Source organism: Serratia sp. JKS296 (assembly GCF_900215445.1).
GTDB classification, from domain to species: Bacteria; Pseudomonadota; Gammaproteobacteria; order Enterobacterales; family Enterobacteriaceae; genus Serratia; species Serratia marcescens.
In genome coordinates this window covers 80,919-96,182 of record NZ_OCMX01000001.1, presented here as the reverse complement: position 1 = coordinate 96,182, position 15,264 = coordinate 80,919, and the positions used below count along the sequence as shown (strand labels likewise).

Below are 15,264 nucleotides of genomic sequence, written 5' to 3'. Positions count from 1 at the left end.
ATGACTGTAGAAAAAAAATACATTGTCGCACTCGACCAAGGGACCACCAGCTCACGCGCCGTCGTGCTCGATCACGACGCCAACATCGTTGCGGTATCGCAGCGCGAATTCCCGCAGATCTATCCAAAGGCCGGCTGGGTTGAGCACGACCCGATGGAGATCTGGGCGTCGCAAAGTTCGACGCTGGTAGAAGTGCTGGCGAAAGCCGACATCAATTCCGATCAGATCGCCGGCATCGGCATCACCAACCAGCGCGAAACCACCATCGTCTGGGAAAAAGAGACCGGCAAGCCGATTTACAACGCCATCGTTTGGCAGTGCCGCCGCACCGCCGACATCTGCGAGAAGCTCAAGCGCGACGGCCTGGAAGAGTACATCCGTCACAACACCGGCCTGGTGGTTGACCCGTACTTCTCCGGCACCAAGGTGAAATGGATCCTGGACAACGTCGAAGGCGCCCGCGAGCGCGCCAAACGCGGCGAACTGCTGTTCGGCACCGTCGACACCTGGCTGGTGTGGAAGATGACCCAGGGCCGCGTACACGTCACCGATTACACTAACGCCTCACGCACCATGATGTTCAACATCCACGAGCTGGACTGGGACGAACGCATGCTGGAAGTGCTGGACATTCCGCGCGCCATGCTGCCGAAAGTCCGTCCTTCCTCCGAGGTATACGGCCAGACCAACATCGGCGGCAAGGGCGGCACGCGTATTCCTATCGCCGGTATCGCCGGTGACCAGCAGGCGGCGCTGTACGGCCAGCTGTGCGTTCAACCGGGCATGGCGAAGAACACCTACGGCACCGGCTGCTTCCTGCTGATGAACACCGGCAAAGAAGCGGTACGGTCGAAAAACGGTCTGCTGACCACCATCGCCTGCGGCCCGCGCGGTGAAGTGAACTATGCGCTGGAAGGCGCGGTGTTCATCGGCGGCGCGTCTATCCAGTGGCTGCGCGACGAGCTGAAACTGATCAGCGACGCCGCCGACTCCGAATACTTCGCCACCAAGGTGAAAGACAGCAACGGCGTCTATGTGGTGCCGGCCTTCACCGGCCTGGGTGCGCCTTACTGGGATCCGTATGCTCGCGGCGCCATTTTCGGCCTGACCCGCGGCGCCAACAGCAACCACATCATCCGCGCCACGCTGGAATCCATCGCCTTCCAGACCCGTGACGTGCTGGACGCCATGCAGGCCGACGCCAACACCCGCCTGCAATCGCTGCGCGTGGACGGCGGCGCGGTCGCCAACAACTTCCTGATGCAGTTCCAATCCGATATTCTCGGCACCCGCGTAGAACGCCCTGAAGTGCGTGAATCGACGGCGCTGGGCGCGGCGTTCCTGGCGGGCCTGGCCATCGGCTACTGGAACGATCTGGATGAAGTGAAGAGCAAAGCGGTGGTTGAGCGTGAATTCCGCCCAAGCATCGAAACCACCGAACGCAACTACCGCTACAGCGGCTGGAAAAAAGCGGTGGCTCGCGCTCAGGCATGGGAAGATCACGAGTAATTCCGAAGTTGCCGTTTCGCCAACAAGCGCTGCCTGCGGGCGGCGCTTTTTTTTGCCCCGCCCTGCCGCCACCGCGCTGTGATAGACTTTGTCGATATTTTCTTCCCTTTCTCACAGACAGGTTTGCCATGAAACGTGAATTAGCCATCGAATTCTCCCGCGTTACCGAAGCCGCCGCGCTGGCGGGCTACAAATGGCTGGGGCGCGGCGACAAGAACGCCGCCGACGGCGCGGCGGTCCACGCCATGCGCATCATGCTCAACAAAGTGGATATCGATGGGCGCATTGTGATCGGCGAAGGCGAGATCGACGAAGCGCCGATGTTATATATCGGCGAGCAGGTCGGTACCGGCCAAGGCGACGCGGTCGACATCGCGGTCGATCCGATCGAAGGCACCCGCATGACCGCCATGGGCCAGTCCAACGCGCTGGCGGTATTGGCGGTGGGCGATCGCGGCACCTTCCTGCACGCGCCGGACATGTACATGGAGAAGCTGGTAGTCGGCCCGGCGGCGCGCGGCGCCATCGATCTCAACCGGCCGCTGGCGGAGAACCTGCAGAACGTCGCCGAACGACTGGGCAAACCGCTGTCGCAGCTGACGGTGATCGTATTGGCCAAACCGCGCCACGACGGCGTCATCGCGCAGATGCAACAGTTGGGCGTGCGAGTATTCGCCATTCCTGACGGCGACGTGGCGGCCTCCATTCTCACCTGCATGCCCGAAAGCGAGGTCGATGTGATGTACGGCATCGGCGGCGCGCCGGAAGGGGTGATCTCAGCCGCGGTGATCCGCGCGCTGGACGGCGACATGCAGGCGCGTTTGCTGCCGCGTCATGAGGTGAAAGGCGACAACGCCGAAAACCGCCGCATCGGCGAACAAGAGTTGGCCCGCTGCCGGGAGATGGGTATCGAAGCCGGCCAGGCGCTGCGTCTGGATCAGATGGCGCGCAACGACAACGTGATCTTCTCCGCCACCGGCATCACCAAGGGCGATTTGCTGGAAGGCATCAGCCGCCAGGGCAACATGGCCACCACCGAAACGTTGCTGATCCGCGGCAAGTCGCGCACCATCCGCCGTATCCGTTCGACCCACTATCTGGATCGCAAAGACCCGGCGCTGCACGAGTTTCTGCTGTAACGAAACAGGGCGCCGAATGGCGCCCTGTCGTTATGCGGTATGTCCTTGATGCTGCATACGATTGGACAGCGGCCACCAGCACAGCAGGATCAGCAGCGCCATCGCGAACATCAGCAAGCCGAGGCTGAACTGCCCGGTTTGCGGCAGCATGGCGGAAAGCCAGGTCGCCAGACCGGACCCCATGTTCTGCATGCCGCCTACCAATGCGCCCGCCGCGCCGGCCAGGTAAGGGAACGGCTCCATCGCCCCGGTGGTCGCCAGCGGGAACAGCATGCCGGCGCCGAAGAAGAACAATGCGGCCGGCACGATCAGCGTCCAGATGTTCATCACGCCGAACCAGCCCGGGATCCACATCATCGCCCCCGCCAGCAGGCAGCTAATCACCGAATGCCACATCAGCGTGTGGAAGGTCTTGCCGTCGCGCCCGGCGTACCAGGCGCCGAAAAACGCCGCCGGGATCGGCAGAATGAACAGGATGCTGACGGTCAGCCCACTCAGTCCCAACACGCCGCCCATCAACACGCCGCAGCTGGCCTCGAATACCGCAATCCCCGCCAGCGCGCCGATCAGCATCACCAGATAGCAGCTGAAGGTGCTGTCACCCAGCAACTGGCGGAAACTGGCCAGCATGCGACGTTTTTCCGTTTGCACCGGACGCGTTTCCGGTAGCCAGCGGAACATGGCGAAGGCGACGCAGGCGCACAGCCCCAGCAGGAAGGCGTAGCAGGCGCGCCAGCCGAACACCATCGCCAATGCGCCGCCGATCACCGGCGCCAGCAGCGGGCTGACCAAAATCCCCATGTTCAACAGGCTGTTGGCGTAGCGCAGTGCGGTGCCGGCATACAGATCGCGCGGCATGGTGCGCGCCATCACGCCCGCCACGCCGGTGCCCATGCCCTGAATCGCGCTGGCGGCAACCAGCATCGTCAGGTTGGTGGACAGCAGTGCGCCCAGCGCACCGACCAGGAAGATCATCATGCCGGTCAGGATCACCGGGCGACGCCCGATACGATCCGATATCGGCCCGTAAATCAGCTGGGAGAAACCGTAGGTCAGCAGATACGCCGCCATCACCCGTTGCACAGCGCCGGTGCGAACCGACAGATCGTGGGCGATATCAGCAATCACGGGAACATAAATGGTTTGCGCCATCTGGCCGACGGCGACCAACAGGATAAGCATCACCAGCAGGTGAAAATTCTCTAGTTTTCTCATTATCTTCGTTAACGTTTCAACTCGTCACAGCGTCCCGGTATGGCCGTTGCAGCAGCCAGAACGGCGAGCAGCCCTCTATGGCGGCATAAGCTAATCAAATCTGATTTTTTTAGCGAGTTTCAGACAAATATTGATCCAGGTCACACTGGCAGCAAACCCGACCAGGCTCGTAAATTAAACTGTACGTCTAACGCTTTGGGGGTAAAAATTAGCGCGTTTGCAGTAGCTGCGCTTTAGCATTTAATCGATAATTATTTTCATCAACTTGAAATAAAATAACACCATAGGGATTTGGTTCATGAAAACACCTGAGCTGATTTTATTGCAGTTAAAGGCTCTCGGCCCGCACTCGGCCAAAATGCTGGCGGAGCGTCTGGACATCACGCCGATGGGCATCCGACAACATCTGCAATCCCTGGAAAAACGTGAGTTGGTTTGTTACGAAGAAGCGCGCAGCAAGGTCGGCCGCCCGACGCGCTACTGGTCGCTGACAGCGCGAGGGCACGCTTTTGCGGCCGCCGATCAGGAACGGCTGCGGGCATCCGCGCTGCGGCTGTTTGGCGGCGCCGGCGTGGAACCGTTGCTGAGCGCGCGCGAAGAGCAGCTTTATCTGCGTTATGCCGAAGAGCTGTCCGCCGAGCGCAGCCACCAAGAGCGGTTAGCCCGATTGGTGCGTCTGCGGCAACATGACGGTTACATGGCCGAATTGCTCGATCATCCGCACGGTGCGCTGTTGGTGGAAAACCACTGTCCGATCGGCGTGGCCGGTTCCAACTGCAGCAGCCTGTGCAATTCCGAGCTGCAGCTGTTTCACCGCCTGTTCGGCAACGACTACCGGATAGAGCGCACCACGCACGCCATTTCCGGCTCACGACATTGTGCTTATTTGATTCGACCACGGGAGCTTTAGAGTATGGCTGAATGGGTAAACGGCAAGGTTACGCAGGTAAAACAATGGACCGACGGGCTGTTCAGCCTGGTGGTCAATGCCCCCATCGATCCTTTCACCGCCGGGCAATTCGCCAAACTGGCGCTGGAGATCGACGGCGAACGAGTGCAACGCGCTTACTCCTACGTCAATGCCCCCGATGACGCCAACCTGGAGTTCTATCTGGTGACGGTGCCGGAAGGCAAACTGAGCCCACGCCTCAATCAGCTGCGGCCAGGGTCGGATGTCATGGTGACCAAAGAAGCGGCCGGCTTCTTCGTGCTGGATGAGGTGCCCGACTGCGACACGCTGTGGATGCTGGCGACCGGCACCGCCATCGGCCCCTATTTATCGATTCTGCAGCAAGGCGTCGGCCTGGAACGCTTTAACAACCTGGTGCTGGTGCACGCCGCGCGTTTTGCGCGCGATCTGAGCTACCTGCCGCTGATGCAGCAATTGCAGCAACGCTACAACGGCAAGCTGCGCATCCAGACCGTCGTCAGCCGCGAAGAAACGCCCGGTTCACTGACCGGCCGCGTGCCGGCGCTGATCGAGGACGGCCGGCTGGAAGCGGCGATCGGCTTGACCATCGACGCCGAAACCAGCCACGTGATGCTGTGCGGCAACCCGCAGATGGTGCGGGACACCCAGCAAACGCTGAAAGACCATCGCCAGATGCGCAAACACCTGCGCCGCAAACCGGGCCACATCACCAGCGAACACTACTGGTAACCCAAAGGGGATCAGCGGAACTTCACCGGTTCGGCTTCCGGGCCGAACCGATTGTCTCCCGGCGTGCCGACGAAGGCGCCCAGATCGATCATCATCATCACGATAATCAGCGTCGGGATGAAACGCCCGACGCCCCATTGCCAGATCGGCGCCAGCATTTGCCAGTTGCCCGCCGCCAGCATCCACGCCAGGATCAGCAGCAGCGCCCACCAGCCAGCCTTGTTGCGATCGTGCAGACGTTTGACCAGCACCGCCGCCGTCGGCCACAGCAGCGCCACGATAAAGAAGGCGATGGATTGGATGGCGATCAATTGATAATTGGCCAGCGTAAACGCCGCCGCCATCAGCACCAGCCACAGCCCCATCCAGATCCAGAAGTCGCGCCGCCCGATGCGGCCCTTAAAAGAAAAACACCACTGTTGTAACGTCATCGATTCCTGCGCTCTAAGCCTGCCCATATTCTGCGCCGCAGTGTAACATAGGCGCTGCCGGGCCGAGTTTTCCGCCTTGCATAACGCGGTGCGCCGCACAGCTTTCTCGTCAGCGAACCGATAATGGCGCGGGATCTTTGACAAGGCCCGCGAGTTATCGCTTTAATCGGAGCCATCTTTGTCCTTGATGCCATACGCCATGCTGAGAAAAACCCTCGTCATTGCCTGTCTGTTGCAGGCCGCCGCCAGCGCCTGGGCCAATCCGCCGCCCGCCGATGCAACGCCCGCCGCACCTTACCTGCTGGCCGGCGCGCCGACGTTCGATCTGACGGTGGTCAAATTCCGCGAAAAATACAATCGCGACAACCCGAAGCTGCCGATTGGCGAATTCCGCGCCATTCCGGCCACCGAAGACGATTCGCCGCTGCTGACGCGCGCCGCCAGCAAACTCAACGAAAACCTGTATGCCTCCACCGCGCTGGAGAAAGGCACCGGCAAAATCAAAACGTTGCAGATCACTCACCTGCCGCTGCAACAGGCCAATGAAGAAAAAGCCGCGCGCGCCATCGCCATCAACTACATGGCGGCGCTGATGCGCCAGTTCGAACCGGCGTTGACGGTGGAGCAGAGCCAGAACAAGGTGAACAGCCTGCTGGAAAAAGGCAAAGGATCGCGCTTTTACCAACAGCAGGTCGGCGCCATTCGCTATGTCGTCTCGGACAACGGCGATAAAGGCGTAACCTTCGCGGTTGAACCGATTAAGCTGGCGCTTTCCGAGCCGTAACGGCGCGGCATTTAATGACGAAAAGCAAAGCCTTCGCGCTTAATGATCTCTATACTGTTGGGCAGGTAAACTGCCGGTCCGGCAGTTGTCATTTCGACTCTCGCGTTCCCTAGTTGGAGGAAAAAACATGCGTCATCCATTAGTTATGGGTAACTGGAAGCTTAACGGCAGCACTCACATGGTCAACGAACTGATCGCCGGTCTGCGCAATGAGCTGAGCAGCGTTGACGGCTGTGGCGTCGCCATCGCCCCGCCGGTGATGTATCTGGATCAGGCCAAGCACGCGCTGGCCGGCAGCCGCATCGCGCTGGGCGCGCAGAACGTGGACGTTAACCTGTCCGGCGCCTTCACCGGTGAAGTTTCCGCCAACATGCTGAAAGACGTCGGCGCCCAGTACATCATCATCGGCCACTCCGAGCGTCGCACCTACCACAAGGAAAGCGACGAAGTCATCGCCGAGAAATTCGCCGTGCTGAAAGAAGCCGGCCTGATCCCGGTGCTGTGCATCGGTGAAACCGAAGCGGAAAACGCCGCGGGCAAAACTGAAGAAGTGTGCGCGCGCCAGATCGACGCCGTGCTGAAAACGCTGGGCGCACCGGCGATGAAAGGCACCGTGATCGCCTATGAGCCGGTCTGGGCCATCGGGACCGGCAAATCCGCCACCCCTGCGCAGGCGCAGGCCGTGCACAAATTTATCCGCGATCACATCGCCAAGCACGATGCCGCGGTTGCCGCTGAAATCATCATCCAGTACGGCGGTTCGGTGAACGACAAGAACGCCGCAGAGCTGTTCTCCCAGCCGGACATCGATGGCGCGCTGGTTGGCGGCGCCTCGCTGAAAGCCGACGCTTTCGCCGTGATCGTCAAAGCCGCCGCAGCAGCGAAAAAAGCCTGATTGCCCTAGGCTTGCCATAAAAAAACCCCGGCTTGCCGGGGTTTTTTATTGCCGCTTAAACGGCATCAACGTTTGCTGATTTCGTCGAATACGCCGCCGGTGGCGAAGTGCACCTTCTGCGCTTCGGTCCAGCCGCCGAAAGTGTCATCCACGGTGAACAACTTCAGCTGCGGGAACTGCCCGGCGAACTTGGCCGCCACCGCCGCATCGCGCGGGCGATAATAGTGCTGCGCCGCAATAGTCTGCCCTTCCGGTGAATACAGATACTTCAGGTAGGCGATCGCCACCTCGCGGGTACCGCGTTTATCGACCACCTTATCCACCACCGACACCGTCGGTTCGGCCAGGATCGATTCGCTCGGCGTAATAATCTCGAACTTGTCTTTGCCCAGCTCTTTCTCCGCCAGCAGCGCTTCGTTTTCCCAGGCGATCAGCACGTCGCCGATGCCGCGCTCAACGAAGGTGTTGGTCGAGCCGCGCGCGCCGGAATCCAGCACCTCAACGTTCTTGTACAGGTTTTTGACGAAGTCCTGCGCCTTGGCCTTATCGTTGTTATTGTGATGCAACGCGTAGCCCCAGGCGGCCAGGTAGTTCCAGCGGGCGCCGCCGGAAGTTTTCGGATTCGGAGTGATCACCGACACGCCCGGCTTGATTAAATCAGGCCAGTCATGAATCTGTTTCGGGTTGCCTTTGCGCACCAGGAAGACGATGGTCGAGGTGTAAGGCGCCGAGTTGTCCGGCAGGCGTTTGATCCAGTCTTTCTCGATGCGGCCGCGTTCGGCGATAGCGTCGACGTCATAGGCCAGCGCCAGCGTCACCACGTCAGCCTCGATGCCGTTGATCACCGAGGTCGCCTGTTTGCCGGAACCGCCGTGCGACTGGCGCACCGTCACCTTGTCGCCGGTTTCCGCCTGGTAGTGCTTGCTGAACGCCGTGTTGTAAGCCTGATAGAACTCACGCGTCGGATCGTATGACACGTTCAGCAACTGAATATCCTTCGCCATGGCGCCGGACGCCAACAGCACCAATGTCAGACCTACACCCCATTTACGCATCGACAGGCTCTCCCAGAAAATTAAGCGCAACCTCAATCGGTTGATTTAGCATCAGAGCCTGCCAGAAACTTTCCCGGCAACTAAAGAATAAAAAATTTTGGGATAGATGATTCTGGAATATGTCACCGGCGAGCATAAAAAAGCCCCCGGGAGCGGAGGCTTTTTTGTCGTGCGGTGAGCGGCGTATCAGTACAGCTTTTTCGCCGTTTCCAGCCAGTCGCCCTTGAACGGACGCTTCATGTTTTCGATCGCGTCGATGATGTCGTGGTGCACCATTTTTTCGTTCTGGATACCGACGCAGCGGCCGCCGTACCCCTGCAGCAGCAGTTCGATGGCGTAGGCGCCCATGCGCGAGGCCAGGATGCGGTCATAGGCGACCGGCGAACCGCCGCGCTGAATGTGGCCCAGCACGGTGGCGCGGGTTTCACGCTTGGTTTCCTGCTCAATGTGGCGCGCCAGCTCATCGATGTCGCAGATGTGCTCGGTGATCGCCACGATGGCGTGTTTTTTGCCTTTGGCGATACCGGCCTTGATTTCGCACACCAGATCTTCGCGGTTGAATTCGATTTCAGGCAGCACGATGAACTCGCAGCCGCCGGCAATCGCCGCCGCCAGCGTCAGATCGCCGCAGTAACGGCCCATCACTTCCACGATAGAGATACGCTGGTGCGACGAGGAGGTATCGCGCAGGCGGTCGATCGCTTCCACCACGGTTTCCAGCGCGGTGAAGTAACCGATGGTGTAGTCGGTACCGGCGACATCGTTATCGATGGTGCCCGGCAGACCGATGCACGGGAAGCCTTCTTCCGTCAGGCGTTTGGCGCCCATGTAGGAACCGTCGCCGCCGATCACCACCAGCGCGTCGATGCCGCGATTCTTCAGGTTTTCAATCGCCTTGGCGCGCACGTTTTCATCCCTGAATTCCGGGAAGCGGGCCGAGCCGAGGAAGGTGCCGCCGCGGTTGATCATGTCGGACACGCTATAACGGTCCAGCTGCTCCATGCGATCTTCGTACAAGCCAAGGTAGCCATCGTAAATACCAAAAACTTCCAGACCTTCTGAAAGCGCAGAACGCACAACGCCGCGGATTGCAGCGTTCATACCCGGCGAATCACCGCCGCTCGTCAGTACACCGATTTTCTTGATCATGACTACCTCTGAACTGTGTAGATGCAATTTCTTAAGAATTCTGTCTCCGCCGATCGTCTTGAAACCTCTCCGGCTGCAGAAAACCAGCTTTATGGCTTATTGCTGGATATTATATCAAAAACACCCAGCTGAATTGATTCAAGTCACGCAATATAACGGTTAAAACACCGCATGGCACGCTGAGCTAACTCAGATATTCATGATAATACTTCGATCTGTGCCTCTATCTGATTATAGCTCCCAATGCCCCTGCCTACCCGGCGGCACCACGGAGCATGGATCCAGGTGAATGATGACGTCCGCCCCCGCAAAACGGTGCCGCAACGCCTGTTCCACCTGATCGGCCAACCGATGCGCCTCGCGCAGCGGCAGCGTGTCGTCCATCTCAAGATGCAGTTGGATAAAACGCGTCGGCCCTGACTGCCGCGTGCGCAGATCGTGCGCGCCTTTCACCCCGGGCCAGGAGGAAACCACGGCGATAATCGCCTGGTGCTCGTCATCCGGCAACGCCCGATCCAACAGCGACTGCACCGCTTCGTAGCCCATGCGCAGCGCGCTATACAGGATGTAAACGCCGATGCCCAGCGCAAACAGCGCATCCGCCCGCTAGAAGCCGTACCAGCTTAGCCCAAGAGCGATAAGAATAGCACCATTCATCATGACATCTGACTGATAATGCAGCATATCTGCGCGCACGGCCTGGCTGCGCGTTTTTCTGACCACCCAGCGTTGATAGGTGACCAGCATCAGGGTGCTGACTAACGCGATCACCGTCACGACGACCCCAACGCCGGGATCGCGCAGCGTTTGCGGCGCATACAGATGCTGGAAGCCGGTGAGAAACAGAAACAGGGCGGAACCGGAAATAAACATGCTTTGCGCCAGCGCCGCCAGCGACTCCGCTTTGCCGTGGCCGAAGGTGTGCTCGGCATCGGCCGGCTGCAGCGAATAGCGCACCACCAGAAGGTTGGTCAGCGATGCCGCGATATCGACCAGCGAATCCACCAGCGCCGCCAGCAGACTGACAGAACCGGTGTGGTACCAGGCGACGATTTTGATCAACAACAGCGACGACGCCAGCGCGGTAGCGGCCAACGCAGCGGACTTTACCAGGCGTGCATAGCGCTGTTCCATTGAGGGATCCCGGTCAAAAGGTATGGCGCTCAATATAGCGAAATGTCGGATAAAAAAAACCCCGCCATCATGGCGGGGAAGACAGGGATGGTGTCTATGGCAAGGAAAAACAGGGGACTACTCAGTCGTACTTCACTTCTGGGCAGAAGCTTGCTGCAAACCAGAAATTTGCTGCTCCATCTGCTGCATGCGCTGCTGATGTTTCTGGTCTAAAACACTTTTTTGCTCTGGCGTCAGCAGGTTATACATTTGGTTGCGCACCCGAGCCATTTCGACCTGGCGCTTGACCTGCTGTTGGGCCATCTTTTCCGCCTGGGCATACACGGCGGCTTCGTCAAATTTCTCTGCGGTCACCAGTTTATGCATGGCTTCCATTTCAGCTACATTGACACCAGGCAGATCGTGCCGGGCCTGGCGCATCAAATCGCGCATTTGCTGGCGCTGCTGTTCGCTGAGGCTGACACCGTCGAACATATGGTGCTGGCCGGGTACTCGGGTCATCGCGTCGTTGCCGGGAGGTTGAGCTGTGTCCGGTATAGTGTCGGCAGCGAAGGCAGCGGTCGAACCAATTGCCAGCAGTGATGCCATAACTAATGCGGTCACCTTACGCATTTCAACTCCTCAAGCTTTCTCACTTTGCGAATCAACGAGGAGCAGTGTACCGCCACACCTGAAAACCTGCGTCAGTGCATGTAAAACTACGTAAAGTCATGGAATGGCAACAGTTGATGACGTATTTTGCGTCTGGAGGTAAATCATAATGAACAAGATTCTGTTAGTTGACGACGACCGCGAGTTGACCTCGCTGTTAAAAGAACTGCTTGAAATGGAAGGTTTTAATATCGTCGTCGCGCACGATGGCGAGCAGGCGTTGTCGCTGCTGGACAGCTCCGTCGATCTGCTGCTGCTCGACATCATGATGCCGAAGAAAAACGGCATCGATACGTTGAAAGAACTGCGCCAACATCACCAGACGCCGGTCATCATGCTGACCGCGCGCGGCAGCGAACTGGACCGCGTGTTGGGCCTGGAGCTGGGCGCCGATGATTACCTGCCGAAACCCTTCAACGATCGCGAACTGGTCGCGCGCATTCGCGCCATTCTGCGCCGTTCCAACTGGAGCGAACAGCAGCAGCAGGTCGACAGCGGCGCCCCGACGCTGGATGTCGATGGCCTGCAGCTGAACCCCGGCCGCCAGGAGGCCAGCTTCGACGGCCAGGTGCTGGATCTGACCGGCACCGAGTTCACCCTGCTGTATCTGCTGGCGCAGCATCTCGGCCAGGTGGTATCGCGCGAACTGCTGAGCCAGGAAGTGCTGGGCAAACGCCTGACCCCGTTCGATCGCGCCATCGACATGCATATCTCCAACCTGCGGCGTAAGCTGCCGGATCGCAAAGACGGGCATCCGTGGTTCAAAACCCTGCGCGGGCGTGGTTATTTGATGGTATCTGCAACATGATCAACAGTTTGACGGCACGCATCTTCGCCATTTTCTGGTTCACGTTAGCCCTGGTGCTAATGCTGGTGCTGATGGTGCCCAAGCTCGACTCCCGCCAGATGACCTCATTGCTCGACAGCGAGCAGCGGCAGGGGTTGATGCTGGAACAGCACGTCGAGGCCGAGTTGCAAAACGATCCGGCCAACGATCTGATGTGGTGGCGCCGCCTGTTCCGCGCCATCGACAAATGGGCGCCGCCGGGCCAGCGCCTGCTGCTGGTCACCAGCGAAGGCCGGGTGATCGGCGCGCAGCGCAACGAAATGCAGATCGTCCGCAACTTCATCGGCCAATCCGACAACTCCGATCATCCCAAGAAGAAAAAGTACGGCCGCGTCGAGCTGGTCGGGCCGTTCGCGGTGCGCGACGGCGAAGACAACTACCAGCTGTACCTGATCCGTCCCGCCAACAGCCCGCAATCCGATTTCATCAACCTGATGTTCGACCGGCCGCTGCTGCTGCTGATCGTCACCATGCTGATCAGCGCCCCGCTGCTGCTGTGGCTGGCCTGGAGCCTGGCGAAACCGGCACGCAAGCTGAAGAACGCCGCCGATGACGTGGCGCGCGGCAACCTGAAGCAGCATCCGGAACTGGAGGCCGGACCGCAGGAGTTCCTGGCCACCGGCGCCAGCTTCAACCAGATGGTCAGCGCGCTGGAACGCATGATGAACGCCCAGCAACGGTTGATCTCGGACATCTCGCACGAGCTGCGCACGCCGCTGACTCGCCTGCAGCTGGCCACCGCGCTGATGCGCCGCCGCCACGGCGAAGGCCACGAGCTGGCGCGCATCGAAACCGAAGCGCAACGGCTGGATTCGATGATCAACGATCTGCTGGCGCTGTCGCGCGGGCAGCAAAAGGGCGAGCTGGCGCGCGAGCAGTTGAAGGCCAACGAACTGTGGGCCGACGTGCTGGATAACGCCCGTTTCGAAGCCGAACAGATGGGCAAACAGTTGGAGATCGCTGCGCCGCCCGGCCCGTGGACGCTGTTCGGCAACGCGAGCGCGCTGGACAGCGCGTTGGAAAACATCGTGCGCAACGCCCTGCGGTATTCACACACCCGCATTGCCGTGGCGTTCAGCGCCGACAATCAGGGCGTGACCATCCAGGTTGACGACGACGGCCCGGGCGTCAGCGCCGAAGATCGCGAGCAGATCTTCCGTCCGTTCTACCGCACCGATGAGGCGCGCGACCGTGAGTCCGGCGGCACCGGCCTTGGCCTGGCTATCGTCGAGGCGGCGGTCAATCAGCATCGCGGCTGGGTGAAGGCCGAAGACAGCCCGCTTGGCGGTCTGCGGCTGGTGCTGTGGCTGCCGCTGCATCATCAACGCCTATCGTCTAAGACAGAACAGTAAGAGTTTGCTATCCTGCGCCCCTCGTTCACGAGGGGCCTGCAACATGCTGAACATCGTTTTATTTGAACCCGAAATTCCACCCAATACCGGCAATATCATCCGCCTGTGCGCCAATACCGGCTTTAATCTGCACCTGATCGAACCGCTGGGTTTCCCGTGGGACGACAAGCGCCTGCGCCGCGCCGGGCTGGACTATCATGAGTTCACCCGCGTTAGCCGTCATGCCGATTACGCCGCCTTTCTCGCCGCCGAAAACCCGCAGCGGCTGTTTGCCCTCACCACCAAGGGCACGCCGGCGCACAGCGCCGTCAGCTACCAGGCCGGCGACTACCTGCTGTTCGGCCCGGAAACGCGCGGGTTGCCTGCCGACATCCTCGATGCGCTGCCTGCGCAGCAAAAAATCCGCATCCCGATGCAGGCGCAAAGCCGCAGCATGAACCTGTCGAATGCCGTATCGGTAGTGGTGTATGAAGCCTGGCGGCAGCTGGACTATGCCGGTGCGCTGATCAAGGCGTAATTCGCGACGTCGCGCCATACTGGAAAGGTTAACCCCTTCCAGGCACGGCACATGGCTTTCGTCGCAGAGATTGTCACCCAGTTTCGCCGGCTCGAACCGGCGCTGAACGAGGCGCTGTTGCGGCTGCAACAGGCGCAAGACAGCGAAGCGCTGCACGACTTGCGCGTCTGCCTGCGCCGCATTCGCAGCCTGCTGCGTCCGTTGCGCGGCTGCCCCGGCGCAACCCGGCTCGATCGGGACGCCGCCGAATTAGGCAAGCTCACGACGCCGCTGCGCGATCTCGAGGTGCTGATCGCCGAGCTGGCGCGTCATCGCCTCGACTGGCAGGCCAACGCGCGCCAGAGCGAACTTCGGGCCCGCTGCCGTCAACTGCTCGCTCATCCGCAGCTCATTGGCTTTCCCTCGCTTTTGCACGCCTGGCCGCGCCGCTTTCGCCGCACCGCGCGGCGCGGCGCCAAACACCGCCTGAATAGACGCCTGCAGCGCCAGCAGCGGCAATTGCGCCGGGCATTGGCCGATACCGGCTACGATCGCCATCGCCTGCGGCTGCTGATAAAACGCCTGCGTTACGCGGCTGAAGCCTATCCGCAGCACCTTCCCCTCTCTCCCGCCGCGATGGCGAGCCTGAAAGCGGCGCAAAACGCCCTCGGTGACTGGCACGATCGGGAGATCTGGTGCCTGCAGGCAGAACATCAGGCGGATCTCTGGCCCTTGTTGCCCCGGTGGCAAGCTGAGCAACGCCAGGCGCTGGTCAGAGCGGACGCCTTGCTCGCCGCCTTATCACCGGCACTGGCGGCGAAAACCGGCGGCGCATCACGATCCTGAAAAAAGGCCGCAGCAGGGCACGCCCGGCCCCGAAAATGCCCGATGAGGCGCAGATAATGCGCTATGTTTTGTAAGGGTAATCACCACTCATCATAGGAAAC

General features: G+C 60.3%; 15 protein-coding genes and 1 pseudogene. 10 read left to right on the top strand and 6 right to left on the bottom strand.

Annotated elements, in window-relative coordinates:
- A complete protein-coding gene (gene glpK, locus CRO23_RS00505; protein WP_004931097.1) occupies positions 1-1,509 on the top strand; it encodes a glycerol kinase GlpK in 1,509 nt (502 codons plus the stop codon).
- 128 nt (positions 1,510-1,637) lie between these two features.
- Positions 1,638-2,648 carry a class II fructose-bisphosphatase gene (gene glpX / locus CRO23_RS00500; protein ID WP_079450585.1) on the top strand — a complete coding sequence of 337 codons (1,011 nt, stop codon included), beginning with the start codon at positions 1,638-1,640 and terminating at the stop codon, positions 2,646-2,648.
- A 30-nt stretch (positions 2,649-2,678) separates the two neighbouring features.
- On the opposite strand, the gene emrD is transcribed toward glpX, so the two are convergent.
- Positions 2,679-3,863, bottom strand: coding sequence for a multidrug efflux MFS transporter EmrD (emrD, locus tag CRO23_RS00495; RefSeq protein WP_028128087.1), 1,185 nt, complete (start codon positions 3,861-3,863; stop codon positions 2,679-2,681).
- A 298-nt stretch (positions 3,864-4,161) separates the two neighbouring features.
- On the opposite strand from emrD, the gene CRO23_RS00490 reads away from it, so the two are divergent.
- Together CRO23_RS00490 and fpr are read left to right on the top strand one after the other, a co-directional pair.
- Complete coding sequence (locus CRO23_RS00490) at positions 4,162-4,773, top strand: helix-turn-helix transcriptional regulator (protein WP_016929711.1); 612 nt, start codon at positions 4,162-4,164, stop codon at positions 4,771-4,773.
- Positions 4,774-4,776: 3 nt separating this feature from the next.
- Positions 4,777-5,523: a ferredoxin--NADP(+) reductase gene (fpr, locus tag CRO23_RS00485; RefSeq protein WP_004931107.1), complete on the top strand. Its 747-nt coding sequence runs from the start codon at positions 4,777-4,779 to the stop codon at positions 5,521-5,523.
- Positions 5,524-5,534: 11 nt separating this feature from the next.
- Here fpr and CRO23_RS00480 read toward each other — a convergent pair whose 3' ends face one another.
- On the bottom strand, positions 5,535-5,954 hold the full coding sequence (locus tag CRO23_RS00480) for a DUF805 domain-containing protein (protein ID WP_016929710.1): 420 nt from the start codon (positions 5,952-5,954) through the stop codon (positions 5,535-5,537).
- A gap of 199 nt (positions 5,955-6,153) precedes the next feature.
- Here CRO23_RS00480 and CRO23_RS00475 point away from each other — a divergent pair, with 199 nt between their 5' ends.
- Both CRO23_RS00475 and tpiA read left to right on the top strand, forming a co-directional pair.
- Complete coding sequence (locus CRO23_RS00475) at positions 6,154-6,738, top strand: DUF1454 family protein (RefSeq protein ID WP_016929709.1); 585 nt, start codon at positions 6,154-6,156, stop codon at positions 6,736-6,738.
- A gap of 127 nt (positions 6,739-6,865) precedes the next feature.
- A complete protein-coding gene (gene tpiA / locus CRO23_RS00470; RefSeq protein WP_004931113.1) occupies positions 6,866-7,633 on the top strand; it encodes a triose-phosphate isomerase in 768 nt (255 codons plus the stop codon).
- 65 nt (positions 7,634-7,698) lie between these two features.
- On the opposite strand, the gene CRO23_RS00465 is transcribed toward tpiA, so the two are convergent.
- From CRO23_RS00465 to cpxP, 4 genes and pseudogenes are all read right to left on the bottom strand, one after another.
- Entirely contained in the window at positions 7,699-8,688 is a 990-nt protein-coding gene (locus CRO23_RS00465; RefSeq protein WP_097101196.1) for a sulfate ABC transporter substrate-binding protein, read from the bottom strand.
- 186 nt (positions 8,689-8,874) lie between these two features.
- Positions 8,875-9,837: a 6-phosphofructokinase gene (gene pfkA / locus CRO23_RS00460; RefSeq protein ID WP_004931116.1), complete on the bottom strand. Its 963-nt coding sequence runs from the start codon at positions 9,835-9,837 to the stop codon at positions 8,875-8,877.
- 231 nt (positions 9,838-10,068) lie between these two features.
- Positions 10,069-10,971: pseudogene (gene fieF / locus CRO23_RS00455) on the bottom strand (CDF family cation-efflux transporter FieF).
- Positions 10,972-11,103: 132 nt separating this feature from the next.
- Positions 11,104-11,583, bottom strand: a complete 480-nt coding sequence (cpxP, locus tag CRO23_RS00450) for a cell-envelope stress modulator CpxP (RefSeq protein WP_016929705.1) — start codon at positions 11,581-11,583, stop codon at positions 11,104-11,106.
- A 148-nt stretch (positions 11,584-11,731) separates the two neighbouring features.
- Between cpxP and cpxR the strand changes: the two genes are divergently transcribed.
- The 4 genes from cpxR to CRO23_RS00430 are packed head-to-tail and all read left to right on the top strand — an operon-like array spanning position 11,732 to position 15,163.
- Positions 11,732-12,430 (top strand): envelope stress response regulator transcription factor CpxR, encoded by a 699-nt coding sequence (cpxR, locus tag CRO23_RS00445; protein ID WP_004931124.1) that lies wholly within the window; start codon positions 11,732-11,734, stop codon positions 12,428-12,430.
- The gene (cpxA, locus tag CRO23_RS00440; RefSeq protein ID WP_015379421.1) at positions 12,427-13,821 is read left to right on the top strand and encodes an envelope stress sensor histidine kinase CpxA; all 1,395 of its coding nucleotides are present in this window, start codon (positions 12,427-12,429) and stop codon (positions 13,819-13,821) included. Before cpxR ends, cpxA begins: the two co-directional genes overlap by 4 nt.
- Before the next feature lie 43 nt (positions 13,822-13,864).
- On the top strand, positions 13,865-14,338 hold the full coding sequence (gene trmL, locus CRO23_RS00435) for a tRNA (uridine(34)/cytosine(34)/5-carboxymethylaminomethyluridine(34)-2'-O)-methyltransferase TrmL (RefSeq protein WP_004931130.1): 474 nt from the start codon (positions 13,865-13,867) through the stop codon (positions 14,336-14,338).
- A 51-nt stretch (positions 14,339-14,389) separates the two neighbouring features.
- Complete coding sequence (locus CRO23_RS00430; RefSeq protein ID WP_097101194.1) at positions 14,390-15,163, top strand: CHAD domain-containing protein; 774 nt, start codon at positions 14,390-14,392, stop codon at positions 15,161-15,163.
- Positions 15,164-15,264 lie beyond the last annotated feature (101 nt).